Source organism: Anabaena sp. CCY 9613, from assembly GCF_963920895.1.
Classification (GTDB): Bacteria; Cyanobacteriota; Cyanobacteriia; order Cyanobacteriales; family Nostocaceae; genus Cyanocohniella.
Genome location: NZ_CAWUDE010000019.1, coordinates 23218 through 46136, shown reverse-complemented (window position 1 = coordinate 46136; position 22919 = coordinate 23218). Strand labels below are relative to the sequence as shown.

Annotated in this window: 24 protein-coding genes; 15 read left to right on the top strand and 9 right to left on the bottom strand. The window is 41.4% G+C overall.

The annotated features are described in order from the left end of the window. Positions 1-35: 35 nt before the first annotated feature. A complete protein-coding gene (acnB, locus tag ACM0OT_RS19770; protein ID WP_414566159.1) occupies positions 36-2711 on the bottom strand; it encodes a bifunctional aconitate hydratase 2/2-methylisocitrate dehydratase in 2676 nt (891 codons plus the stop codon). 255 nt (positions 2712-2966) lie between these two features. Here acnB and ACM0OT_RS19765 point away from each other — a divergent pair, with 255 nt between their 5' ends. Continuing rightward, positions 2967-3260 carry a DNA-binding protein gene (locus tag ACM0OT_RS19765; protein WP_414566107.1) on the top strand — a complete coding sequence of 98 codons (294 nt, stop codon included), beginning with the start codon at positions 2967-2969 and terminating at the stop codon, positions 3258-3260. 124 nt (positions 3261-3384) lie between these two features. Next, a complete protein-coding gene (locus tag ACM0OT_RS19760; protein ID WP_414566106.1) occupies positions 3385-3678 on the top strand; it encodes a DUF433 domain-containing protein in 294 nt (97 codons plus the stop codon). Positions 3679-3776: 98 nt separating this feature from the next. Here the strand turns inward: ACM0OT_RS19760 and ACM0OT_RS19755 are convergent, their stop codons facing one another. Next, a complete protein-coding gene (locus tag ACM0OT_RS19755; RefSeq protein WP_414566105.1) occupies positions 3777-4931 on the bottom strand; it encodes a GUN4 domain-containing protein in 1155 nt (384 codons plus the stop codon). Between the two features lie 3 nt (positions 4932-4934). Then, positions 4935-5426, bottom strand: coding sequence for a hypothetical protein (locus tag ACM0OT_RS19750; protein WP_414566104.1), 492 nt, complete (start codon positions 5424-5426; stop codon positions 4935-4937). Positions 5427-5489: 63 nt separating this feature from the next. Here ACM0OT_RS19750 and ACM0OT_RS19745 point away from each other — a divergent pair, with 63 nt between their 5' ends. From ACM0OT_RS19745 to ACM0OT_RS19720, 6 genes are all read left to right on the top strand, one after another. Then, complete coding sequence (locus ACM0OT_RS19745) at positions 5490-5645, top strand: hypothetical protein (RefSeq protein WP_414566103.1); 156 nt, start codon at positions 5490-5492, stop codon at positions 5643-5645. 82 nt (positions 5646-5727) lie between these two features. Then, a complete protein-coding gene (locus tag ACM0OT_RS19740; protein ID WP_414543875.1) occupies positions 5728-6048 on the top strand; it encodes a 2Fe-2S iron-sulfur cluster-binding protein in 321 nt (106 codons plus the stop codon). A 244-nt stretch (positions 6049-6292) separates the two neighbouring features. Beyond that, entirely contained in the window at positions 6293-6481 is a 189-nt protein-coding gene (locus ACM0OT_RS19735; protein WP_414566102.1) for a hypothetical protein, read from the top strand. Then, on the top strand, positions 6478-7560 hold the full coding sequence (locus ACM0OT_RS19730) for a DUF3326 domain-containing protein (protein WP_414566101.1): 1083 nt from the start codon (positions 6478-6480) through the stop codon (positions 7558-7560). Before ACM0OT_RS19735 ends, ACM0OT_RS19730 begins: the two co-directional genes overlap by 4 nt. Positions 7561-7562: 2 nt before the next feature. Then, positions 7563-8144 carry a lysostaphin resistance A-like protein gene (locus ACM0OT_RS19725; RefSeq protein WP_414566100.1) on the top strand — a complete coding sequence of 194 codons (582 nt, stop codon included), beginning with the start codon at positions 7563-7565 and terminating at the stop codon, positions 8142-8144. A 197-nt stretch (positions 8145-8341) separates the two neighbouring features. After that, positions 8342-8566 (top strand): hypothetical protein, encoded by a 225-nt coding sequence (locus tag ACM0OT_RS19720; protein WP_414566099.1) that lies wholly within the window; start codon positions 8342-8344, stop codon positions 8564-8566. Positions 8567-8955: 389 nt separating this feature from the next. On the opposite strand, the gene aroB is transcribed toward ACM0OT_RS19720, so the two are convergent. After that, entirely contained in the window at positions 8956-10053 is a 1098-nt protein-coding gene (gene aroB, locus ACM0OT_RS19715; RefSeq protein ID WP_414566098.1) for a 3-dehydroquinate synthase, read from the bottom strand. A gap of 151 nt (positions 10054-10204) precedes the next feature. Between aroB and petL the strand changes: the two genes are divergently transcribed. From petL to ACM0OT_RS19700, 3 genes are all read left to right on the top strand, one after another. Next, positions 10205-10300 carry a cytochrome b6-f complex subunit PetL gene (gene petL / locus ACM0OT_RS19710; RefSeq protein ID WP_414543345.1) on the top strand — a complete coding sequence of 32 codons (96 nt, stop codon included), beginning with the start codon at positions 10205-10207 and terminating at the stop codon, positions 10298-10300. A 269-nt stretch (positions 10301-10569) separates the two neighbouring features. Continuing rightward, positions 10570-11937: an NAD-dependent succinate-semialdehyde dehydrogenase gene (locus ACM0OT_RS19705; RefSeq protein WP_414566097.1), complete on the top strand. Its 1368-nt coding sequence runs from the start codon at positions 10570-10572 to the stop codon at positions 11935-11937. 180 nt (positions 11938-12117) lie between these two features. Next, complete coding sequence (locus tag ACM0OT_RS19700; RefSeq protein ID WP_414566096.1) at positions 12118-13761, top strand: acetolactate synthase large subunit; 1644 nt, start codon at positions 12118-12120, stop codon at positions 13759-13761. Positions 13762-13942: 181 nt separating this feature from the next. Here ACM0OT_RS19700 and bioB read toward each other — a convergent pair whose 3' ends face one another. Continuing rightward, positions 13943-14953 (bottom strand): biotin synthase BioB, encoded by a 1011-nt coding sequence (gene bioB, locus ACM0OT_RS19695; protein WP_414566095.1) that lies wholly within the window; start codon positions 14951-14953, stop codon positions 13943-13945. Between the two features lie 314 nt (positions 14954-15267). On the opposite strand from bioB, the gene ACM0OT_RS19690 reads away from it, so the two are divergent. Both ACM0OT_RS19690 and ACM0OT_RS19685 read left to right on the top strand, forming a co-directional pair. Continuing rightward, positions 15268-15594, top strand: coding sequence for a hypothetical protein (locus ACM0OT_RS19690; RefSeq protein ID WP_414566094.1), 327 nt, complete (start codon positions 15268-15270; stop codon positions 15592-15594). A gap of 203 nt (positions 15595-15797) precedes the next feature. Continuing rightward, on the top strand, positions 15798-16370 hold the full coding sequence (locus ACM0OT_RS19685) for a GNAT family N-acetyltransferase (RefSeq protein WP_414566093.1): 573 nt from the start codon (positions 15798-15800) through the stop codon (positions 16368-16370). A gap of 56 nt (positions 16371-16426) precedes the next feature. Here the strand turns inward: ACM0OT_RS19685 and ACM0OT_RS19680 are convergent, their stop codons facing one another. From ACM0OT_RS19680 to ACM0OT_RS19670, 3 genes are all read right to left on the bottom strand, one after another. After that, the gene (locus tag ACM0OT_RS19680; protein ID WP_414566092.1) at positions 16427-16549 is read right to left on the bottom strand and encodes a hypothetical protein; all 123 of its coding nucleotides are present in this window, start codon (positions 16547-16549) and stop codon (positions 16427-16429) included. Between the two features lie 272 nt (positions 16550-16821). Continuing rightward, entirely contained in the window at positions 16822-17049 is a 228-nt protein-coding gene (locus ACM0OT_RS19675; protein WP_414566091.1) for a hypothetical protein, read from the bottom strand. 217 nt (positions 17050-17266) lie between these two features. Further along, positions 17267-17656 (bottom strand): hypothetical protein, encoded by a 390-nt coding sequence (locus tag ACM0OT_RS19670; RefSeq protein WP_414566090.1) that lies wholly within the window; start codon positions 17654-17656, stop codon positions 17267-17269. Between the two features lie 351 nt (positions 17657-18007). Here ACM0OT_RS19670 and ACM0OT_RS19665 point away from each other — a divergent pair, with 351 nt between their 5' ends. Further along, positions 18008-20527, top strand: a complete 2520-nt coding sequence (locus ACM0OT_RS19665) for a hypothetical protein (protein WP_414566089.1) — start codon at positions 18008-18010, stop codon at positions 20525-20527. Positions 20528-20602: 75 nt separating this feature from the next. Here the strand turns inward: ACM0OT_RS19665 and ACM0OT_RS19660 are convergent, their stop codons facing one another. Beyond that, entirely contained in the window at positions 20603-22042 is a 1440-nt protein-coding gene (locus tag ACM0OT_RS19660) for an FAD-binding domain-containing protein (RefSeq protein WP_414566088.1), read from the bottom strand. A gap of 220 nt (positions 22043-22262) precedes the next feature. Between ACM0OT_RS19660 and ACM0OT_RS19655 the strand changes: the two genes are divergently transcribed. Continuing rightward, positions 22263-22805 (top strand): 1,2-dihydroxy-3-keto-5-methylthiopentene dioxygenase, encoded by a 543-nt coding sequence (locus ACM0OT_RS19655; protein ID WP_414566158.1) that lies wholly within the window; start codon positions 22263-22265, stop codon positions 22803-22805. The last annotated feature ends 114 nt before the right edge of the window (positions 22806-22919 follow it).

Here is a 22919-nt window from a genome sequence, read left to right as displayed (position 1 = left end):
TTTGAAAAGGTGGGCATTGCCCACCCTACTATTATCTACTTCGCCGCTGTAGGCATACCCAAAATATCTTCAATTCTGGGCATATCTTCTAAAGCAATCACTCGCCCTTCATCCTCAAAACCGGCAATTTGATTAAAGTTCAAATACCGATATAAATCATCAGCAAAAGGATGAATTTTCTGCGCCACAATATCCATATATTCTTGGACTGTGGGTATGCGTCCTAGTAAAGCGCAAACTGCGGCTAATTCGGCGGAACCAAGATATACTCGCGCATCTTTACCCATGCGATTGTTGAAGTTACGGGTTGAGGTAGAAAACACAGTTGTGCCGTCAGCAACTCGCGCTTGATTTCCCATGCACAAACTACATCCAGGCATTTCTGTGCGCGCATTTGCAGCTTCAAAAATGTGATATATACCTTCTTCTTTGAGTTGGTGTTCATCCATGCGGGTGGGGGGACAAATCCACAGACGAGTTTTGACTTCACCTGCACCTTCTAATACTTTACCAGTTGCCCGATAATGACCGATATTGGTCATACAAGAACCTACAAATACTTCTTGTACTGGGTCATTGGCAACTTCCGATAATAATTTTATATTATCAGGATCGTTAGGTGCAGCCACAATTGGTTCTGTGATTTCGTTCAAATCAATTTCAATGATTTCTGCATATTCCGCATCTGCGTCGGCTGACATTAACACGGGATTTGCTAACCATTCTTCCATTTTGGCTACCCGGCGCATGATGGTACGCTCATCGTGGTAGCCCCTTGCTACCATGTTCTTTAACAGCGATACATTGGAACGCAGATATTCGGCAACTGTCTCGACACTCAGTTTAATTGTACAACCTGCACAAGAACGTTCAGCGGAAGCATCAGTGAGTTCAAAGGCTTGTTCTACTTTTAAATCTGGTAAGCCTTCCATTTCCAGAATCTTGCCAGAGAAGATGTTTTTCTTGTTTTGCTTCTCGACTGTCAGCAAACCTTTCTGAATGGCGACGTAAGGAATGGCGTTGACGATATCCCGCAAAGTAATACCGGGTTGTAATTCACCTTTGAAGCGTACCAAAACTGATTCTGGCATATCCAAGGGCATGACACCCAATGCACCAGCAAAGGCGACTAACCCAGAACCTGCGGGGAAAGAAATTCCCAAGGGAAAACGAGTATGGGAGTCACCACCTGTTCCTACGGTGTCGGGTAACAACATCCGGTTTAACCAAGAGTGAATAATCCCATCACCAGGACGTAAGGCGACACCACCCCGTTGGGCAAAGAAATCTGGTAGTTCTTGGTGAGTTTTGATGTCTACTGGTTTGGGATATGCTGCTGTGTGACAGAAACTCTGCATTACTAAGTCTGCACTGAAACCTAAACAAGCGAGTTCTTTTAATTCGTCGCGGGTCATGGGGCCTGTGGTATCCTGAGAACCAACGGTAGTCATAATGGGTTCGCAAGATGTCCCCGGACGCACACCAGGTAAACCACAAGCTTTACCCACCATTTTCTGAGCCAGGGTGTAGCCTTTACCTGTATCATTGGGCTGGTGAGGACGAATAAATACGGTACTTGGTGCTAAATTTAGGGCTTCGCGGGTTTTGTCGGTGAGGGTACGTCCAATGAGTAGGGGGATGCGTCCCCCAGCGCGGACTTCATCAAAGATGGTTTCGGGTTTGAGGGTGAAGGTGGAAATAACTTCGCCGGCTTCGTTTGTGATTTCGCCTTTGTAGGGATGAATGGTAATCACCATACCAGTTTCTAAGTTGGTGACATCGCATTCAATAGGCAAAGCACCGGCATCTTCAGCTGTGTTGAAAAAGATGGGAGCGATCGCACTACCTAAAATATACCCCCCAGCGCGTTTGTTGGGTACATAAGGGATGTCATCTCCTAAATGCCACAATACTGAGTTGATGGCAGATTTCCGCGAGGAACCAGTACCCACAACATCGCCTACATAAGCTACGGGATATCCTTTTTGCTTTAACTCGGCAATGGTTTCTAAGCTTCCTGGTTGCCGTGACTCTAGCATAGCTAAAGCATGTAAAGGAATATCCGGGCGTGTAGTGGCGTGGGTGGCGGGGGATAAATCATCGGTGTTGGTTTCCCCAGGGACTTTAAACACGGTGACGGTGACAGCTTCTGGTAATGTGGGACGACTGGTAAACCATTCTGCTTTTGCCCACGAGTCAATTACCTGCTTGGCAAAAAGATTAGTTTGGGATAATTCCAAAACATCATGAAAGGCATCATACACCAAGAGAATTTTACTCAAGGCTTCAGCAGCATGAGCCGCGATGGGTTCTCTACCTTCCCCCCGCATGACTAAACCTGCTTCCTCTGATTCACCGGAGGAAAATTGTAACAAGTCAATTAAAGACTGCACATTGTAACCGCCTACCATTGTTCCCAGCAATTCTACGGCGGCGATGGGAGAAACTAAAGGACTAGAAATTTCGCCTTTAGCAATCGCAGTCAGGAATCCAGCTTTGACATAAGCTGCTTCATCTACACCAGGGGGTATGCGTTCACAAAGTGTGGGCAAAGCCCAATCGCGCAATAAATGTAATAATGTATCTTCTTCACCCTCTGGTGGATTCTTCAGTAATTCACATAATTCTGAGGTTTGCTTCGCATCCAATGGTAAGGGGGGAATACCGAGTTGGGCGCGTTCCGCAACATGCTGACGGTATTGTTCTAGCATTTTTGTGTTCTCCATTGGGATGTTCTCCCTTTAATTATGAAATATTTTTAGGCAAGACTTGGCTATAAAAGTTTACCTGATTTTTATATCTGGAAGCCTCATGAGTAATTGGTTATTAGCAATTTGGTTTTATACTTCAAGTATAGTTTTCGTCAACCAAATATTTTGCAATTTTTTATGGTGGGGATAAAAGCACTCAAGATAAAGATATTGCTAAAGCCAAGGAATATTGGAAAGACTATAGGAGTAGAGAGGATGCCTAGAAGTACAAGCTATCACGAAAAACTGATACAAGACTTAAAAAATCCACTAGAAGCAGCATCTTATATCGAAGTTGTTTTAGAAGAAGGCAACCCAAAAATGTTAACTAAAGCACTCCAAAATGTCATAGAAGCACAGGGGAGAATTAATCAATCTTCTGCACAAGTCAAGGAACTCTACAATAAACTTGACCAAATGCTATTAGAGAAAGGCGAAATTGAGTTTTACAGTCTAAATTCTTTGTTAGATGCTTTAGGGTTACATTTGGCAGTAACAGTAAAACTATAATTCTAGTGTTTATATTATTGAGTAACAAAGATTGCTTTCTTGCTTTACCAATTGGCATTTGATTGCATTTAACATCTGTGATTGTGATATATTAAGACCATATACTGCCCATATTTTCATCAGTATGACAGCTACAACAAACTCTCGTTATGTCACTCGACAACCGGAAATTTTATCAGGTGAACCGATTATTCAAGGAACTAGAACACCTGTGAGAGCGATTGTTGAAAATTGGCGTTTAGGAATTAGACCAGAGGAAATACCATTACATTTACCTCATTTAACTTTAGCTCAAGTCTTTGATGCTTTGAGTTTTTACTTAGATAATCAATCAGAAATTAATGAATATATTGAATGCAATCATGTCCCTGATGAATTAGTTCATCCTGCTATTAAAGCTAGATTGAATCAACAATGACAATTTTTGCAATGGGTGGGTTGGGAAGCCACAGCCGTGGACGGGTTTCCCGGCTTGGGGCGAGTGGCGTTTGACGTAAAAAAACCCAACACCAATATCTATTTACAAGTCTCGATGCGAGAGAAGAGAGTGGTTTCAAACGACCCCACGAACCCCAAAACCCCACCCCCAAACCAGAAATAAGGGAGGTGTCCCGTTGGGGAAGAGGTATCAAAAGTAACTAATGAGTAATCGATCCAACTACTTTCCACTCTCCATCCTACGCGATCGCCAAACTTTAACCAGGCTTCTTTGTAATACGTGCCGTCAGCTTTACCGTTAAAGTCCAAGTAAATTTTCTTCTGGACGCTCAAGCCAAAGTGTCCATTGCTATATTTTTCCCATAAGCGGTCAATTGTGCGTAAGTCAGTGCAAGGAAAATTTAAGAGTTCGTCTGGGGTGAACCAGTCGCCAGCTTTTTTACCTACAGCCTGAATCATCACCTGATAGGTTTCTTGGTCGGCTTCTTTCCAGTTTTGTGCTTTTAGGAGGTCGTCCAGCGTGGTATAGTCAATGCCTTTCTCTGATTCAAGTGGGTTGCGTTTTCCCTGCTGCTCCCTTGGAGAAATGCTGTTAGTAGGCTTTGTTTCTGGTGTTGTAGTCTGAGATGCTTCAGTCTTTGTAGGTTCATTTTTTGTTACAACGGGCTGATCTCCTCGTTGACTCCAAATCCCTCCACCCACGACTGACGTTGTTACTAAGCCTAGGCTTCCCCAACCCACCCATTGCAAAAATTGTTTTCTGTTTAATAATTGTATTACTTTTGGTACTCGAACGGGTGGATGTTCTGGACTTTCCCCTCTTATACCATGCTCTAACAGGGACAACGCGTGTTCATCAGCTATTCCATTAGTAAAGCTCACCCAATGATGCTGTGCAAGAAAAAGCAAATCTTGTGGTATTTTGTCAACACCTGGTAACAGTACAGGAATTACAATAGTGATATTCTTTGCTTGCACAAATTGACCGTAGAGTGCTGGTAACTCTTTTTCTTGCCATCTACCTAAGCCTTTTTTACCAATAAAAATAACGGCAGTTTTACTATTTTGAATTGCCTTTTGAATCTCAACTTGAAATATTTGTCCAGGACGAATTTGCTCCTCATCTAACCACGGCTTGAGATTTCGCAGCTTGAGTTCTTGAGCAATTTTTCTAACTTGAGGTTTATCCTCAGTATTGTGAGCAAGAAACACATCAAACATAGGGTATTGCATTTATCACTCCTCCACGCCGGCAATTTTTGCCAACGCCTTCGCGTAATCTTCCAACCCACCGCGCAAAGTCTCTAACTCTCGTCGCGCCGTCGCTTCCTCAGACCAACTCTGCTCATGTTCCTTGGGACTCACCCCCACAGGTCGCCTTGCTTCCCATGCTTGCAATAACGGATGCCATTTCGATAAAAACGGTCTTAACCCATTATTTAATACAGCAATGGCAATTCCCCCCACTGAATCACGCGCAGCGCCCACATCAGGCCCGGCGGCTTTGAGAATTTCGCGGGTTGTACCAAATAAACTATAAAGAGAGTTCAATGCTTCCCTGACTAAACCCTGGTCAACCGCCAATGGTTGTACAGCAATGCGCGTTACCAATTCTACATACAGCGACCAAGTGGCTTTCCGTTCTGTGGGGTCAGTGTTCCAGGTCATGGAACCAATGCCAAAAGGCAGGCTGACAGATACAGTTTTTAAGACGACGCGATCGCGCATGATTATAATTACGCAAATTTAACTAATTTCTTTGTGTTTATTATAGAACTCTGCTGTTATCCCTTGAATAATATTGATTTGTCTCGCGCAAAGGCAAGCCAGTGCGTTGGGCGGGTTCCCCGACTTGTAGCAACTGGCGCGCAAAGGCGCAAAGATACAAAGAATATTTTAGGTTATGGGGTAGTTGCGATCGCTCCCTCATGGAAAGTCAAAAGTTAAAGGTTTATTGAATATTTGCAATATTTTCAGCTAATTCAGATATGATAATAAATTTGTCTGTTGCATCCGGCTTTTTAGTATTATGTCTAAGACTTACACCGTTGAAATTAACCACCAAGGTAAAATTCATACTTTGCAAGTTCCTGAAAATGAAACGATATTATCGGTGGCTGATGCTGCTGGTCTAGATTTACCGAGTTCTTGTCATGCAGGTGTTTGTACAACTTGTGCTGGTCAAATTACTGAGGGAACTGTAGACCAAGCTGATGGGATGGGGGTTAGTTTAGAACTGCAACAACAAGGTTATGCTTTGCTGTGTGTTGCTTATCCCCGTTCTGATTTGAAGGTGGAAACGGAAAAGGAAGAAATTGTTTATCAGTTGCAATTTGGTAAAGACCAGTAATCCGTGAACAGCCGCGACTTCTAGTTGCCCTAACTTTTCATGGTATCTGGAAAACCTCTCTCTAAATCTCTCTCCTACAAGGAGAGAGACTTTAAATTCCTGATTTGGAAGTGAGATTTTCCACATGAAGTGAAAAGTCAGCTAGTCGCCAGGACTAAAAATAAATGAGAGTTTACAAACATTCTCTTGGCGAATGACTATATTAAGATATTCTAGAAACTGGTAAGCAAAAGGATTTACGGCGATGACAACTCATTTTATTACCGCAGAAGTTGATTTACAAGAAACTCCTTCTGAGTTGCAACAGGTGATTGAAGCGGAATTGCAAAAACAAGGTGAACCTCTGCGTTGGGCAATTACTTCTGTGGATGAAGCACAAGAAAAAGCTACTGTGGAAGCTGTTGTGACTTTGGCATCTTCTGTAGCTGAGTGAATCAACGTCCGTACACTGCGATTTTAATTGTACCTACTGGTGTAGGGGCAGCCATTGGCGGTTATGCTGGTGATGCTTTGCCAGTAGCAAGAGTTATATCACAGGTTTGCGATCGCCTGATTACTCACCCCAATGTCCTCAATGGTGCAAGTTTGTACTGGAATATCCCTAACGCTTTATATGTGGAGGGTTACGGGTTGGACAAGTTTGCAGCTGGATGCTGGGGTTTACGTCCGGTGCGTTGTAATAAAATAGGTTTGCTTTTAGACCAGGGTATTGAACCAGAATTGCGGCTACGACACCTCCAAGCAGCGGATGCAGCCAGAGCTACCCTCGGTTTAACTTTGACAGATTATGTAATTACTGATGCACCTTTAAATGTAGAATTACGTACCTCGGCATCAGGGGCGAGTTGGGGGACAATTGGCAACCTTGATAGTTTACTGAGGGCTGCTGAAATATTAATTAACAAAGGTGGGGCAGAAGCGATCGCAGTTGTGGCCCGCTTCCCTGATGATATGGATGAGGAAGCAGTACAAAACTATCGATATGGCCAAGGTGTAGACCCTCTAGCGGGTGCAGAAGCGGTAATTAGTCATTTAATCGTGCGAACCTTCCAAATACCCTGCGCCCATTCTCCCGCTTTAGCCACTGCACCCCCAGACCCGAATTTATCGCCCCGGTCGGCAGCCGAAGAATTAGGTTATACTTTTTTACCGTGTGTACTTGTGGGTTTAAGCCGCGCTCCCCAATTTATTATAGAAAGAGACTATATTACAGCTTTACCAGATGATATTTGGGCAGATCAAGTAGATGCTGCGATCGCACCTGCAAATGCTTGTGGTAGTAGTGCCTTACTCAGCTTAAGTCAAGGACGATGCCAAATCATTACCGTAGAGGAAAATCAAACCCTCATCCAAGTCCCCCCCAAACCTTTAGGCATCAAATCCATACAAGTAAACTCATACTTAGAAGCAATAGGCACACTAGCAGCCCACAAAGCAGGTATAAATCCCGCCGCCCTCCGTCCCCAAATATCCCCCTTACAACCAATTCATAATTCCCCACTCCCTAAATAACCGTGGTTGAACAACAAAATCCAGAACCCGAAATTCCCTATTTGACACGCACCCAAGTATTAGTAGCTATGGGAGTAACTGCGATCCTGTTGTGGATAGTCGCCAGAGTATGGTTAAACTATGGCAACTTTTACTTATTTAGGTGGTACTGGTCAGCACAAGATGTACTCTGGGGCGTGGGCTTAGGGTTAATCATTACAGCCTTGAGTGGTTTAGCTTATCGCCTATGCCCTCCTTACCGTACAAGTGCAGACTATTATTTAGAAATAGTACTCAAGCCTTTAGTTTTACCAGACTTGATTTGGTTAGGTTTGTTACCAGCATTAAGTGAAGAACTGTTATTTAGGGGTGTGATGCTACCAGCCTTGGGCTTAGATTCTGTCGCTGTCATAGTATCTAGTTTGGCATTTGGTGTATTGCATCTCAGCGGCCCTCAACAATGGCCTTATGTGATTTGGGCAACTATCATTGGTTTAATCCTGGGATTTAGTGCTTTAATCAGTGGTAACTTACTAGTACCCATTGTTGCCCACATGATCACAAATTGGATTTCTAGCTTTTTCTGGAAGTGGCGACAGGTGTAATTAGAAAGTTTTTAACATTGCTATAAAACTTAGCTTCTCCATACCTTGTATAAATCCATAATTTTAAATTTTTCCTCAAAAATCAATTGAAAGAATGTGGTTTTAACTACGTTATGACATTGAATGAGTAAGATAAACTTGCCGTATGCATGTCATCAAAATACTTACTTTCAATTAGTAACAAAATAGGAGAAGCCATGAGTAGAGAAGTAGGCAAAGTAATATTATGGGAAGAAAAGCAAAAAGATTATTTAAAAAAGTTATATGACCTACAATTTATTCCCAGAATAGGCGAAGAAATTTATATAAATAAAGAAAATTGGAGAGTCACCAGAATTGAACATGATGTAGAAGTTAATGAAGTTAATGTCTATATGGAATTAATCAAAAAAGTGAAGTTGGAGAAATTATCTAATTCTTGATAATCCCCTCACTCAGCCATACTTCATATGGGAATTGTTGTTTCAGCAAACCCTATTATATTGCTCAAAAATAAGGCGTTATATCTTTGATTTTCGCCTGGGCTAGTCTGGAATTGCTATGTGTTTTTGGTGGGATTTATAGCCAGTTGTAGTGAAGCGGTGACCTGGCGCTGTAGCTACATATCTGAACTATGTAGGGGCGTTCTACAGCACTCAGTCAACAACTGGCAATTGAGTGGGATTTCTGAGACTAGAGGTAATCTGTACCTCAGACAACGAAGGTGATTGTCTCAGTGACCCAGCTGATATCTCAATTAAAACTGCAACAGATAAATTTTGGCTGCCAAATTGCCACAATGTTAGATGATGTCAACTCTAGTAGGCGTAGTTTAGCCTTGCATTCTTTGTAAGACCTGCCTAATAGTATCTGAGGGTACTTCATCTGTCACCGTCACTACACCAATTTGTGTTGGCAAAACAAACCTCACCTTACCGGCTTTGACTTTCTTATCTAGTTGTAGTGCCTCAATAATCGCCTCAATATCAACGCCTGCTGGTAACTTTGTTGGTAAACCAGCTTTTTGAATTAAAGCATCTTGACGATCGCTATCTTCTTTTTGCCACATTCCCAGTTCTACAGCTATTTGTCCAGCCGCTACCATCCCAATAGCCACTCCTTCACCATGTGTCAGTAAACGATAACCAGTCAGGCTTTCCACTGCATGACCAATGGTGTGTCCATAATTAAGAATCGCCCGTAGTCCGGCTTCTTTCTCATCCTTGCTGACTACTTCAGCTTTAGCTTGACAAGAGTGCGTTAATATGTAGTCAATTAGTTCGGGTTTAATATAACGAAGTTGATTGAGATGTTTACTCGCTTCCATTTGGGCAAATAATTCAGCATCCCAATTCACACCATACTTAATTACTTCTGCCATACCTGCGCGAAATTCCCGTATGGGTAGGGTTTTCAAAACCTCTGGGTCAATTAACACCAAACGCGGCTGATGGAAGGCACCAATGAGATTTTTCCCGTGGGGATGATTCACACCAGTTTTGCCGCCAATTGCCGAATCTACCATTGCTAACAGAGTGGTAGGAACTTGCACAACATTAATCCCCCGTAGCCAGGTAGCAGCAGCAAAGCCAGTCATATCACCAATCACACCTCCCCCCAACGCCACCATTGTCGCAGAACGTTCTAGGCGGTTTTCTAAGGCAATATCGTAGAGTTTCTGGATAGAGTTGAGAGTTTTATAGCGTTCCCCAGCCGGTAGACAATAGCTAGCGACAACAAATCCCGCCGATTCCAGCGATACGATCGCTCTTTCTCCATAATGCTTAAAAATAGTGGGGTTAGAAACCACCAATACCTTCTTACCCAGCTGCAAACCAGCCATCTTTTGACCGAGTTGATCTAAATTGCCAGGTGCGATCGCAATCTCATAGGACTGCTGCGGTAGATTTACATTAATTACAGAAGTCATATCCCAAACCCCAACAAGCGCCGTGGGTCGTATTCTATCGCAATCTAGGCAGTGGGAGTTGGGAGTTGGGAGTTGGGTGAAGTTATTTTCTCAATGACTAATTACTAATGACCATGATTCAATATATGTAGTGAAGTATGGAGAACAATCAATGTTCGGAGTAATAGCTTATATTGGCTTCTTGGGTTTGTTTATGGGTGTTGCTGTAGGTCTGCTGTTCGGTCTACGTGCTGTTAAGCTGATTTAATTAGCTTTCTTTGGCTTTCTCAGTTCTGTTTTAAGTAGGGGTGCAAAATATTACACCCCTATCTAACTACTAGCTAGTCTTTTAAGCAACAGTATATTCAATTAATACCTGATCATCAGAAAAATTTCTTTTATTGAGAAATTCTACACTCCCTACTCCCCACTCCCTAACTTTGAGCAAAAGTCTAGAATTTGGATGGTAGCGTCCGCAATTGATCTGTGTAACACTAGGAAGCTACCTCAAGCTATTTTTTCACGGGAGGTCAGGCAATGGCTATCGCCAGTATTAATCCTGCCACTGGGGAGACGCTCAAAATTTTTGAGCCACTTAATGATTCAGAAATTGCGGCTAAACTTGATTTGGCAGGTCGGGTTTTTCCAAATTACCGCAAGACCAGTTTTTCGGAGCGATCGCAATGGCTAAAACAAGCTGCGACTATTTTACAGCAAGAAAAAGCGGACTTTGCTAAGATAATGACCCTAGAAATGGGTAAGCCTTACAAAGCTGCCATAGCCGAAGTCGAAAAATGCGCCTTAGTTTGTAACTACTACGCTGAATACGCACCTAGTTTTTTGGCTGATGTCGATGTAAAAACCGATGCCAGCCATAGTTTTGTGCGCTACCAGCCTTTGGGGGCAATTCTCGCGGTGATGCCGTGGAATTTTCCTTTCTGGCAAGTTTTTCGGTTCGCTGCACCTGCACTCATGGCGGGAAATGTGGGTTTACTCAAACATGCATCTAATGTGCCGCAGTGTGCTTTGGCAATTGAAGATATTCTGCATCGTGCAGGCTTTCCCCAAGGTGCATTTCAAACTCTGTTAATTGGTGCAGCTAAAGTTGCTGATTTAATGGCCGATGACCGAATAAAAGCCGCTACCTTGACTGGAAGCGAACCCGCCGGTGCTTCTCTAGCCGCCGCCGCCGGTAAACAACTCAAAAAAACCGTTTTGGAATTGGGAGGAAGTGACCCGTTTATTGTGTTACCAAGTGCTGATATAGAGACGGCAGTTGTCACTGCTACTACAGCGCGGATGTTAAATAACGGGCAATCATGTATAGCAGCGAAACGCTTTATTATTGCTGAGGCGATCGCAGACAAATTTGAAAAATTGCTTTTAGATAAATTTTTGGCGCTGAAAGTCGGCGATCCTATGCAACCAGACATTGATTTAGGGCCACTGGCAACCTCTGATATTTTGCAAGATTTACACCAACAAGTGCAAACCGCCGTTAATAGTGGCGGTAAAGTTCTCACGGGTGGAAAACCTTTAAGTGATGGCCCAGGAAACTTTTATCCACCGACAATCATCACAGATATACCCTTAGACAAACCAATCGCCCAAGAAGAATTTTTTGGCCCAGTAGCATTATTATTCCGCGTACCGGATATTGATGCAGCTATTGAACTGGCCAATGCTACACCATTTGGTTTAGGTGCTAGTGCTTGGACAACAAATAACCAAGAATGCGATCGCCTAACAACAGAAATCGAAGCCGGTGCTGTATTTATCAACAGCATGGTTAAATCTGACCCCCGCCTACCCTTTGGTGGCATCAAACGTTCTGGATACGGCAGAGAACTGAGTATTCAAGGCATACATGAGTTTGTCAACGTCAAAACTGTTTGGGTGAAGTAATGAATGAGGGAGTGGGGAACTCGGGGCCCCCTCTGGGGATAAGGGGTAATGGGGAGTAGGGAGTAGGGAGATGAAAAACAAAGATGTTGGTAATCACCAAAAGTCTTTCCCTCCTTGCACTTTACCCCCTGCCCCTCTGCCTCTTCAGTCCCCAATATCCATAACAAATGAGGAAATCAAATGAATACTGCTGAATTATTGGTGCAATGCCTAGAAAATGAAGGAGTGCAATATGTTTTTGGTCTTCCTGGTGAGGAGAATTTACACGTTTTAGAAGCCCTTAAACATTCTTCCATTAAATTTATTACTACTCGTCATGAACAAGGTGCGGCATTCATGGCCGATGTCTACGGACGGTTGACGGGAAAAGCTGGGGTATGTCTTTCTACTTTGGGGCCTGGGGCAACTAATTTAATGACTGGGGTGGCAGATGCTAACCTCGATGGTGCGCCTTTAGTGGCCATTACAGGTCAAGTGGGAACCGATAGAATGCATATCGAATCTCATCAATATCTGGATTTGGTGGCGATGTTTGCACCTGTAACCAAGTGGAATAAACAAATAGTGCGACCGAGTATTACACCAGAAGTAGTACGGAAAGCATTCAAGCGATCGCAAACTGAAAAACCGGGTGCCGTTCACATTGATTTGCCAGAAAATATTGCGGCGATGCCAGTGGAAGGCAAACCTTTGAGAAAGGATAATATTGAAAAAACCTATGCTTCTTTTGCTAGTATTCGGGCCGCAGCGGCGGCTATTTCTCAAGCAGTTAATCCCATTATCTTAGTCGGAAATGGAGCAATTCGCGCTCAAGCTAGTGATGCTGTGACGCAATTCGCTACCCAGATGAATATTCCTGTTGTGAATACTTTTATGGGTAAAGGTGTAATTCCTTATACTCATCCTTTGGCTTTGTGGTCGGTAGGATTACAACAGCGAGATTTCATTACCTGTGGTTTTGATAATACAGATTTAGTCATTGCTATTGGCTATGATTTAATCGAATTTTCCCCGAAAAAATGGAATCCTCACGGTGAAATTCCCATTATTCATATTGCCACCACATCTGCGGAAATTGACAGTAGTTATATTCCCCACGTGGAAGTAATAGGAGATATTTCTGATTCTGTTAATGAAATTTTAAAATTGGCAGATAGACAAAGTAAACCCAATCCCTATGCCATTAGTTTACGGGAAAATATTCGTGCTGATTACGAACAGTATGCTAATGATGATGGTTTTCCCATTAAACCGCAAAAACTAATTTACGATTTGCGGCAGGTAATGGGGCCAGATGATATTGTCATCTCTGATGTGGGCGCACATAAAATGTGGATTGCTCGCCATTATCATTGTCATACTCCCAATACTTGCCTGATTTCCAACGGCTTTGCGGCCATGGGTATAGCTATTCCTGGTGCTTTAGCAGCAAAACTAGTTTCTCCTAACCGTAAAGTTGTCGCGGCTACTGGCGATGGCGGTTTTATGATGAATTGTCAGGAATTAGAAACCGCCTTGCGCGTGGGTACTCCTTTTGTCACCTTAATCTTTAATGATGGTGGCTATGGGTTAATTGAATGGAAGCAAGAAAATCAATTTGGCAAAGGTAATTCATCTTTTGTGCATTTTGGTAATCCTGATTTTGTCAAGTTAGCTGAAAGCATGGGTTTAAAAGGTTACAGAGTTGAATCTGCAACTGATTTTATACCTATACTCAAAGAAGCCTTGGCGCAAGATGTACCAGCCGTGATCGATTGTCCTGTAGACTACCGAGAAAATCACCGCTTTAGCCAGAAATCTGGTGAGTTAAATTGTCTAGCTTAAATTGACTCGCGGTTATTTTTATCTGGTAGTGGACATGGTGTGATAGATATAACTCTTGTCGTACAGGCGTCTTACCTGCACCGGACGGGCGAGACGCCCATCCTACAAGATAAATTTAATGCAACATTTTAGCTGAGACAGTCCACTACTAGACTGATACGCTCATTGAGAGTGAGTTTCTCTAACTCACAACCGCAGAAGTTGCCAATTTTTCCGGTCTTTGGTGCGGCGGACGCATTTCTAAACCCAGCAAATTCAGCATTTCTTTGTCAGCGTCATAATCTGGACAGGGAGTAGTCACTGTCAGCATTTGATTATCATCGCTGGAGAAGATGGAATTTGCTCCGGCCATAAAGCATAGCGCTTGTTCCACCTGAGAAAGTCTAGCCCGACCAGCGCTGAGACGCACATCAGAAGCCGGCATAACAATTCTCGCTGTGGCTATCATGCGGACTATTTCCCAAATGGGGACATCTGGTTGGTTTTCTAAAGGTGTCCCAGGGACTTGGGAAAGAATATTAATCGGTACAGATTCTGGGTGAGGATGTAAATTGGCGAGAGTCTCTAACATCCCTACTCGGTCATCAATGCTTTCGCCTAAACCGAGGATGCCGCCAGAACATACAGTCACATTTGTTTGTCGCACATGATCAATTGTATTCAGGCGATCGCCATAAGTTCTGGTGGTAATAATCGTACTATAATAATCTGCCGAAGTATCTAAGTTGTGGTTATAGGCATATAGTCCTGCCGTTTCTAAGCGCTTGGCTTGATCTGTAGTCAGCATTCCTAGAGTGCAGCACACTTCTAAACCCATATCGGTCACTTCCTTGACCATTTCCAAGACCGTCTCGAATTGGGAATTATCTCGGACTTCTCGCCAAGCTGCACCCATACAAACGCGACTCACGCCAGTTGCTTTGGCTTTTTGGGCAATGCTTAAGACTGTTTCCTTTTCTAGCAGTGCTTGGGGCTTGACTTCGGTTTTATAGCGAGAAGATTGGGCACAGTAGCTACAATCTTCTGGGCAAGCCCCTGTTTTAATAGAGATGAGCTTGCAAACTTGTATTTTTGTTGGGTCATGATATTGGCGATGCACGCTAGCAGCTTGATAAATCAGCTCTAGGAATGGCGTGTTGTATATCGCCTGAATCTCTGCTTTTTGCCAATCGTAGCGTATTCCCACCGACATCACTATCCTTCTTACAAACTGGATTGGTCAAGAGCCATTTTTTTGTTGGATCTCTAAAAATACAACCTTTGGATGCAACGAACGAGTTTACATTTAAGTGTTGTAGATATTAGAAATCAGCTTATCAAGATTTTGAAGATGTGGCAGATGCACTGTCAAAATAGTCACTAACTTCACATATCCCAAAAGCTGAAACTTCTCAAGTAGTACGATGATACAGCAAGAATATTTGCTCTTAGATATCAAAAGTGTGGGTAATACTCAATTAAATTCTGTCAAATTTGTCACTTTTTACCTTAAGTTTTGCCAAAAGAATGGATACACAGCATCACGATATCGTTAAATTACCGGAAACTACTACACCGACAAAATCGACTATCTTGAATAGCTACTTTGTACGAACGATAGAAATCTTAAAATCAATTATTATTTCTATTGAAATTCCCCGCGATGCCGTCAAACTGATCATGGGGACTTGTATGGCGATCGCAATTATATTTTTCTTATTTAATTGGGGAAATACGCCTCATGGATTAAACCCATATCGATACCAACTACGCAGACTTGCCGACAATATCGAATTAACTGCTAATGATCGCAGTCAAGCTATCCTTGCTGATTACCAAGAAGCGGAGGGGTAGGGCTTGCTCCCCCTGCTCCCTTGCCTCTTTTGACGAGATGCAGACTTAAAGAGGACAAATCTGATCAATGCTCATCTGACTCACTCTTGTTATAACGACTTCACTATTTTTGATAAAAAAATTAAACCCCATGAGTTAGGTATGAGAGAGATGAAAAATTCTCAAATCTGTGATTAAAATTTATCAAGTAAACTAACTGTTATATGAGATCAGAACTGCCACTCATCACAAGCGATCGCTTGACATTAAGAATTGCGATTAAAAAAGATATACCACAAATCCTCAAGTATTTTCATGAAAATAAAACTTATCTAACTCCCTTCTATCCTCATTGGTTTGATAATTTCTTTACTGAGGAGTATTGGCAATATCAAATTGAAAATAACGTCTTAGAGTTCATCCATGACCAATCTTTAAAGTTGTTTATTTTTCCTAATAAAAAATCCACAAAAGTTATTGGTACTATCAATTTTAGTAATTTTATCCGGGGAGCCGCTCATTTTTGTTACGTAGGCTATAGTCTTGCAGAAGCCGAGCAAGGTAAAGGATACATGACAGAAGGTTTAAGAGCCGCGACTAATTATGTATTTGAAGAATTGAATTTTCACAGGATTATGGCTAATTATATGCCCCATAATCGGCGTAGTGGCAATGTCTTAAAAAAATTAGGTTTTTTAGTTGAAGGATATGCTAGAGACTATTTATTAATTAACGGGAAATGGGAAGATCATATACTCACTAGTTTAGTTAATCCTCACTGGAAACCAGAGAAGTAATTTTCATGCAGTTTTGCTTAGAGAGGAGTGCGATCGCACACTTTGTATTTTTCCAATTATTCAAGTGCGATCGCCAAAAAATGTTGGCTCTTAGTCAGGACTTCAGTCCTGTCTTCAGGGACTGTAGAAGCGTAGAAGCTTCTCGCACAGTAGCCACCATTACAAACTGTAATTTGCATCTTTAACGCAAGGATTCTACGATAATTGTTGTTGTCATGAAACACAACAGTAGAATTCCCAACCTACTAAATACATGTCCTAACAAAGGCAGCAAACTAATCATCATATTCACAGCCCCAAAACTCATTGACAGAATGTAGGCGATAGCCACCCCAAATATTGCCAATAAGAAATATTTGAGGAATTTACCAGCCAATTTCAAAAGATTACTGTACTTATTTGGATTCATCGATTTCAACTCCAATATGAATTTTAGGCAACTTAAATTGTCTTAGTTTGACAAAAACTCAATGGTAAAATTGGAAGATACTTTCTGCTCATCTGGCAGTTGCTGGTCAATTATGCACCCAGGAAAATTACGGTTAACTTGCACTCTTAAGCCTAGCTCTATAATTTGCACAGTAATAGTTCCATCAAAATTTGCTCCTACAGCTAAAAGGGTAATCAGCAAAGTTAATTGAGCAAGATAGTTCAGGTAATTCTTATTTAGTAGATTCATTTTTTGCTCTCCCAGTGATTAATTTGTGCTGTTGGTCATGAGAAACAAAAAACGGATGCGTGAAGCCGAAACTTCAGCAGCATCCGTTGTGGTGATTCCCATCCATGAGCTGTTAGCAGAGATTAATTAAATTATTCCGAATTAGTTCTCACACCAGGTAAAATTCATCTCGAAAAAGTATGAGGTGGAGCTAGCTGTGCTGTCATCACCTCTAAGATTAACTGAGTTTAACTCCGTGGACTAGCGATGGACGAAACTGAAATTCATATTGATTATTCTTTCCACAATGGTAAATTATAATACTTGCATAACCTTGATATTGATGAACAGTTTCAAACAATGCGCTGTTAAGCATTGTCAGAACTTGGGCTTCAGTTTCTAAGTGTTTTCGCAGTTTAGGTAACGAAAATGTCTTCCAGTCAGCTAAGTCTTTTGGTGCAATTAGGAAATTTTGAAAATATCCATATTTGCACTCGATTTTATACTGACCTTGAATCAGGCGAGAGTGGATTTCTATCAATCCAGTCGTATTAGATTGCTGAAGTTTAGCTAAGTGTTGCTTACAAGGGTCAAGGATTAGCTCAAAGGGAAGGTATGAATTATCCATACAGTGTAACTGCCTTATACATGTAAACATTATAAAGATTTATTTAAGTAATTTTGTATTTTAAGATACAAAATTACTTTTTTTGTTGATAAAAACTAATTTATAAGCAAAAAATATTTACATGTAAACAAGGTAGACATAATTAATAAAAATGAAAAACATAAAAAAATTGCAGAAAGTCAAATTTTCCCAAAATTACCAGAAAAAAGAGGATAAAAGTCGCATTTCCAGGTTTGCAAAATAATGTATAAGTAAAATTTTGTATTAAAAACCACAAAAAAATAATCACTATGCCCTTTTACTGTAAAAGTAATTTACAATTGCACTGTCGAGATGCGAAAAATAAAGGCTATGAGTAACGAAAGCACTGAAGACCAAGAAGAACTACGGGAAATGCTCCTCTTCTATCTGGACAAAATGGGAGCAACCCAGGTGGAATTGTCAGCAGGGATGGGTGTTAGCCGACCAGTTGTCATTAATTTTTTGAATAAGGACAAGAAGCAACGGTTACCCGTTGACCGGACAAGCCTGATCAAACTGTGTGAGAGTCTGCAAAAAGGTAAGGCTTCTAAGAAGAAATCAAAAACAGTACCTGACAACAGCTCACCAGAAATTGAATCTCATCCTGACGAATTACGAGAGTTATTAGGAAAGGTTGGAGTGGACGAGCTACTGGAGTCTGCTGGTTTTGTACCAGAAAAAACCAGGATGATTCGGGTAACTCCAGAAAAGTATTTTGAAATTGCTAAAGTAATTGCATTGCTTGAGTTTTTGGAGCTTGAAGATTTACTATCGACAACCCAGGAGTTCTTGGCGATCGCCAGTAACAAAATAGAAACTGCTCTTGAACGACGTTGCAAGTATCAGGCTAATGACTACTTACAATATCTCATTGAGCATCCTGAACTTTACCCCACACTAGGTTTAAAACTCAGACTAGAAGTAATTGACAAGTTACAGCGAACCTGGAGAAGACTCAAAGCAGGAGGGAAGACAAACTTTACCCAGCAAGAAGCAATTAGACTGTTTATGAGCATTGCCATTAAAGAGCAAATGCCTAAAAATGAATCTAACCTTCATATTAGAGTTCAAAAAACAGAATTTCAAACTTTATCTCGGTATATTAATTTAGAAGATAATTATAAAGATTTATACCATAAATTTATTGAGATTGGTTATGAGGCAGAATGTGAACTGAAAACTCCGGGTTCATGCTCAACAATGCAAATCGAGGCCAAGTATCTTGCTTTACTCAATCCAGTGATTATGGCGATAGTGACTTGTAGTTTTAGTCATAATGGCGAATCTCATGAATTGATTGAATGGATTTATACTTCTGGCAATACAATTTTAGAGAATGCTATCGGTGCTTGTAGCTTACACTTGGGCTTACCAAAGGATATAGCTAACATGAACATATCCACAAAAACCTTAGATAGCAGCATTGATTCCTTAGTCGAAACAACTGTAATTCTCGGAAAACAGCAAAAGTATCAGGGAATTTGGGTAGATCGGGACTCAATGATTACCATGCTACAAGCGATTGTTTATGCTACTAAACAATGGGTGGTAGATCAAAATACAAATGGCACACTCGATATAGAAATCTACACCTCAGCGTGCAAAGCTCTTGCTGAGTTGAGGAAGCAATTAACTAGAGTCAGGAAAGCTTTTCAGAATTTTCAGTTCCTTGATCATGAGTGTAAGTCTGGTGAAATTAAGCAAATTGCTGATGTAGCGAGAACTGAATTGAATAAAATTCCCAAAGAAGAGATTTACTTTTCATATCGGCTCAACTTTTATCGCTGTTATTTCTTTGCAAAACGTCTAGAGCTAAGACTAGCTAACACTCAAGGTAATATCAGTAACCTAGAACCACTCATTAAAGAAATTCAACAAGTACTTGAGGAAGATCCGGAAATTAAACAAGAGTTAGTTCCTATACAAGCTCTAATTCAGTCAGAAATTTATTTATATGAACTTTCTTGCGGACATGAACCAAATTTATTTGACTCTAATAAAAGGAACAAGTGGCTGGAATTAAAAGAGTGGGACAATAAAATTAAAGGTGCAATTAAACCAGAATCTTGCTACAAAGACCCAGGCTTGGACATTTATAAAGCCTTGTCTGAAATTTATGGGAATGCTGCGCGAATAGATTTTTACCTTTGCGATGATAAACAGACACTCGAAAAAGCCGCAGAACATTTTCTCAGAGCCGCCCACTACGCATTACGTATTGGTTCAACTCAGCGAGTGACTAGATGGTTAGCTTTAGCAGGACGAGTCTGGGTAAGACTGGGAAAGGGTAATTTGTCAATACAGGCATTTAATTGTGCTGAGAAACTTGCTAATGCTGATTTAACAACTGGTCACAGTGAAAATTTTCGCCAAGCTGTGCTGTCAGCAATTTCTTTGCTACATGGAGAACATTTGCTATTAATTCAAAATGACCCCACCAAGGCTTTAACGTGTTTTTTAAAAGCACTGAAAGGATCTATATATTTAGGATTAAATCGTCGCATTTGTGATGCACTCTTCGATATTTATAGATGTTCTAAAAAGCTGGGCAACGTTAGCACTAGGGAGGGACTTAAGGTCTTTAGGGGAGAGGATCAGTCAACTGAATTAGATAAAAGCGAATTAAATCCCACAAATAACCGCACCTCAGAAAAAGTTTTAGATTTGCTCTGTAATATCGGGAGTAGAGAAGATAATCCTACCTGGTTCCAAGTACGAAATGAGTTTTCTCAACTAGCTGCGGACACTTGGCAAGGATGGCATAGTGATACATCTGAGCCGGAAACTACAACGAAACATCCTATCGCCGAAAAGATTGAAAACGACTCTTGGCTTTGTCAAGTTAAATAAGCTATGTCGTCAAATCTTCTCTGGCTAACAAAGGATTTAACTCTTGAATACCAGGAACTTTAAAGTGAAACGGTATTACCCCAGCATCTCTTTTTGCTGTTGATACATCTTTTTAAACAAAGCTTGTTGCACTTTATGATCCACAATTGGTTCAGGATAGTCAGTACCATGACGCTCCAATGGGGGAATTTTACCGGTTATTAAATATTCTGTATCCATAGACCGCAATTCAGATACCCACCGCCGGATATATTCGCCGTCAGGGTCAAATTTTTGCGCTTGACTAGCTGGGTTGAAAATCCGTAGGGGTTTGGGGTCCATACCACTCGAAGCACTCCATTGCCAGCCACCATTGTTAGCAGATAAATCACCGTCAATGAGTTTCTGCATGAAGTATTTTTCTCCCCATTGGGGATTAATTACTAAGTCTTTGGTTAAGAAACTAGCAACAATCATTCGACAACGATTATGCATCCAACCGATTTCATTTAATTGGCGCATGGCTGCATCAACAATGGGATAACCTGTTTTTCCTTCGCACCAAGCTTGAAAATGTTCTGTATTATTTTGCCAAGGAAAGTTTTTGAAGTTGTCGCGGTAAGCACCCTCGGCTAATTCAGGAAAATGATACATGGCGTGTTGATAAAACTCCCGCCAAGCTAGTTCTTGTTGCCATGTGCGAATACCTGCTTGTGCTTCGTCACTGCGGGTATTTTCTTGGGCTTCTATGGTGGTTTGCCACACGGTACGAATGCCAATGACACCAAATTTTAAAGCTGCGCTTAGTTGTGATGTGCCATCAACGGCGGGAAAGTTACGTTGTTCTTGATATTCTGTAATGGCATTAGCGCTAAATTCTTCTAATCTGGATAATGCGGCTGCTTCTCCTGGTGGCAAAATCAAATCTCCATCCCAAACAAACCCTAAGTCTTTGGCTGAAGGTAAAGTTACAACTCCGGCTTGCTGGGCAATTTCTTGTTCTTTTGCGGTTAAACCCTCAGCATTTGCTAGAGTTTCGGCTGGTTCGGCTTTTGGTTTACCACTCCAGTTTTTCCAAAAGGGGGTGTAAACAGTGTAAGGACTATTGGCACCTGAACGAATTTCATCTGGGGAGTGGAGAATCTGATCCCAATTTTGGTTAAGAAACTCAATGCCTTTTTCTTTTAAAGCATCGATGACATTGCGATCGCGTATTTGAGAATATGGTTCTACATCCCAATTCCAGAATACAGCTTTGGCGTTTAGGGCTGCCGCTAAATTGGGTATGGCTACCACGGGATTGTCATGAAGTATTAACAATTGACTGCCTACTTCGGCATATCGCTGTTGTAGTAACTGTAAGCAGCCAATCATGTATGTGACTCTCGCCGGCGCTACATCATCTCGTTCTAAAATTTGAGGGTCAAGGCAAAATACGCCTACTACTTTTGCTGTTTGCTTTCTCGCTTCTACTAGTCCTGTATTATCAGCAATACGTAAATCACGACGATGCCAAAACAAAATTAAGTCAGACATTCCACACCTAAGTTAGTTCGCTTGTACTAGATTAAAGCCTTGTGGTTCTTTTGAGCATCATTCTGCCGACAAATTTCTGATTGCAGATGGTACAATCGCTTGGTTATTTAAATCTAGTCACTAAAAACAAACTCCGGTATCTCTATAGGGAATAGTGACTTTTGAGTTAAAGTTAAATATAGTATTTTCAATTCACGGTACTGAAGTTAGTCATTTTGTCATGCCCATCCTATTACGAGACGACGGGACAATTGAGAGTAATTTAGATGAAATAATTCGGGAACTCGCCCCTCTCGGTATTTTTCTCAAACACTATGATCCAGGAACATCGCTACTGTTCCCCCATCTGCTAGCACAGGATATGTTGACGGATGCTGAGAAAAACCAAATTGTCGAAACGCACAATAGCGTCTTGGAGTTTCTTCAGCAAGAAAATGGCTATCTGTGGTGTGATTTGCTGAATTTACATCCAGGTTCACCCAATCTCCAGAGTTTAATGGCTACTTACGGCCGTTACCATACTCATACTGCACCTGAACCTCTCTACATATTGGCAGGGGAGATGATTTTTGGCTTTGTTAAACCTGACGGTGGACAGTTACAGCTTTTAGTTCAGTCTCAAGATTATATTTACATTCCCCCATGTTTAGAGCATTGGTGTAGTTTGACTGCTGCTTTACATGTGAAGGCTGTACGCTATTTCACGACTGTAGAAGGGTGGGTTCCTAATTATACGGGAACTTCTATGAGTGATTTTGTGTAAGCAGGATAAAGGAACAACCGCAAAAGACGCAGCAGAATTTAGCGAAAAAAATATACAAAAATACTTGCTAGTTTTCTAGATGCAGAAATTATACTGAATAGGCTGCTAAAAATA

Excerpts from the sequence above, each read along its gene's own strand:
- acnB (WP_414566159.1), bottom strand. The coding sequence starts at position 2,711 with ATGCTAGAACAATACCGTCAGCATGTTGCGGAACGCGCCCAACTCGGT.
- ACM0OT_RS19765 (WP_414566107.1), top strand. The coding sequence starts at position 2,967 with ATGCCTAGAAGTACAAGCTATCACGAAAAACTGATACAAGACTTAAAA.
- ACM0OT_RS19760 (WP_414566106.1), top strand. The coding sequence starts at position 3,385 with ATGACAGCTACAACAAACTCTCGTTATGTCACTCGACAACCGGAAATT.
- ACM0OT_RS19755 (WP_414566105.1), bottom strand. The coding sequence starts at position 4,931 with ATGCAATACCCTATGTTTGATGTGTTTCTTGCTCACAATACTGAGGAT.
- ACM0OT_RS19750 (WP_414566104.1), bottom strand. The coding sequence starts at position 5,426 with ATGCGCGATCGCGTCGTCTTAAAAACTGTATCTGTCAGCCTGCCTTTT.
- ACM0OT_RS19740 (WP_414543875.1), top strand. The coding sequence starts at position 5,728 with ATGTCTAAGACTTACACCGTTGAAATTAACCACCAAGGTAAAATTCAT.
- ACM0OT_RS19735 (WP_414566102.1), top strand. The coding sequence starts at position 6,293 with ATGACAACTCATTTTATTACCGCAGAAGTTGATTTACAAGAAACTCCT.
- ACM0OT_RS19720 (WP_414566099.1), top strand. The coding sequence starts at position 8,342 with ATGAGTAGAGAAGTAGGCAAAGTAATATTATGGGAAGAAAAGCAAAAA.
- aroB (WP_414566098.1), bottom strand. The coding sequence starts at position 10,053 with ATGACTTCTGTAATTAATGTAAATCTACCGCAGCAGTCCTATGAGATT.
- petL (WP_414543345.1), top strand. The coding sequence starts at position 10,205 with ATGTTCGGAGTAATAGCTTATATTGGCTTCTTGGGTTTGTTTATGGGT.
- ACM0OT_RS19705 (WP_414566097.1), top strand. The coding sequence starts at position 10,570 with ATGGCTATCGCCAGTATTAATCCTGCCACTGGGGAGACGCTCAAAATT.
- ACM0OT_RS19700 (WP_414566096.1), top strand. The coding sequence starts at position 12,118 with ATGAATACTGCTGAATTATTGGTGCAATGCCTAGAAAATGAAGGAGTG.
- bioB (WP_414566095.1), bottom strand. The coding sequence starts at position 14,953 with ATGTCGGTGGGAATACGCTACGATTGGCAAAAAGCAGAGATTCAGGCG.
- ACM0OT_RS19690 (WP_414566094.1), top strand. The coding sequence starts at position 15,268 with ATGGATACACAGCATCACGATATCGTTAAATTACCGGAAACTACTACA.
- ACM0OT_RS19685 (WP_414566093.1), top strand. The coding sequence starts at position 15,798 with ATGAGATCAGAACTGCCACTCATCACAAGCGATCGCTTGACATTAAGA.
- ACM0OT_RS19680 (WP_414566092.1), bottom strand. The coding sequence starts at position 16,549 with ATGCAAATTACAGTTTGTAATGGTGGCTACTGTGCGAGAAGCTTCTAC.
- ACM0OT_RS19675 (WP_414566091.1), bottom strand. The coding sequence starts at position 17,049 with ATGAATCTACTAAATAAGAATTACCTGAACTATCTTGCTCAATTAACT.
- ACM0OT_RS19670 (WP_414566090.1), bottom strand. The coding sequence starts at position 17,656 with ATGGATAATTCATACCTTCCCTTTGAGCTAATCCTTGACCCTTGTAAG.
- ACM0OT_RS19665 (WP_414566089.1), top strand. The coding sequence starts at position 18,008 with ATGAGTAACGAAAGCACTGAAGACCAAGAAGAACTACGGGAAATGCTC.
- ACM0OT_RS19660 (WP_414566088.1), bottom strand. The coding sequence starts at position 22,042 with ATGTCTGACTTAATTTTGTTTTGGCATCGTCGTGATTTACGTATTGCT.
- ACM0OT_RS19655 (WP_414566158.1), top strand. The coding sequence starts at position 22,263 with ATGCCCATCCTATTACGAGACGACGGGACAATTGAGAGTAATTTAGAT.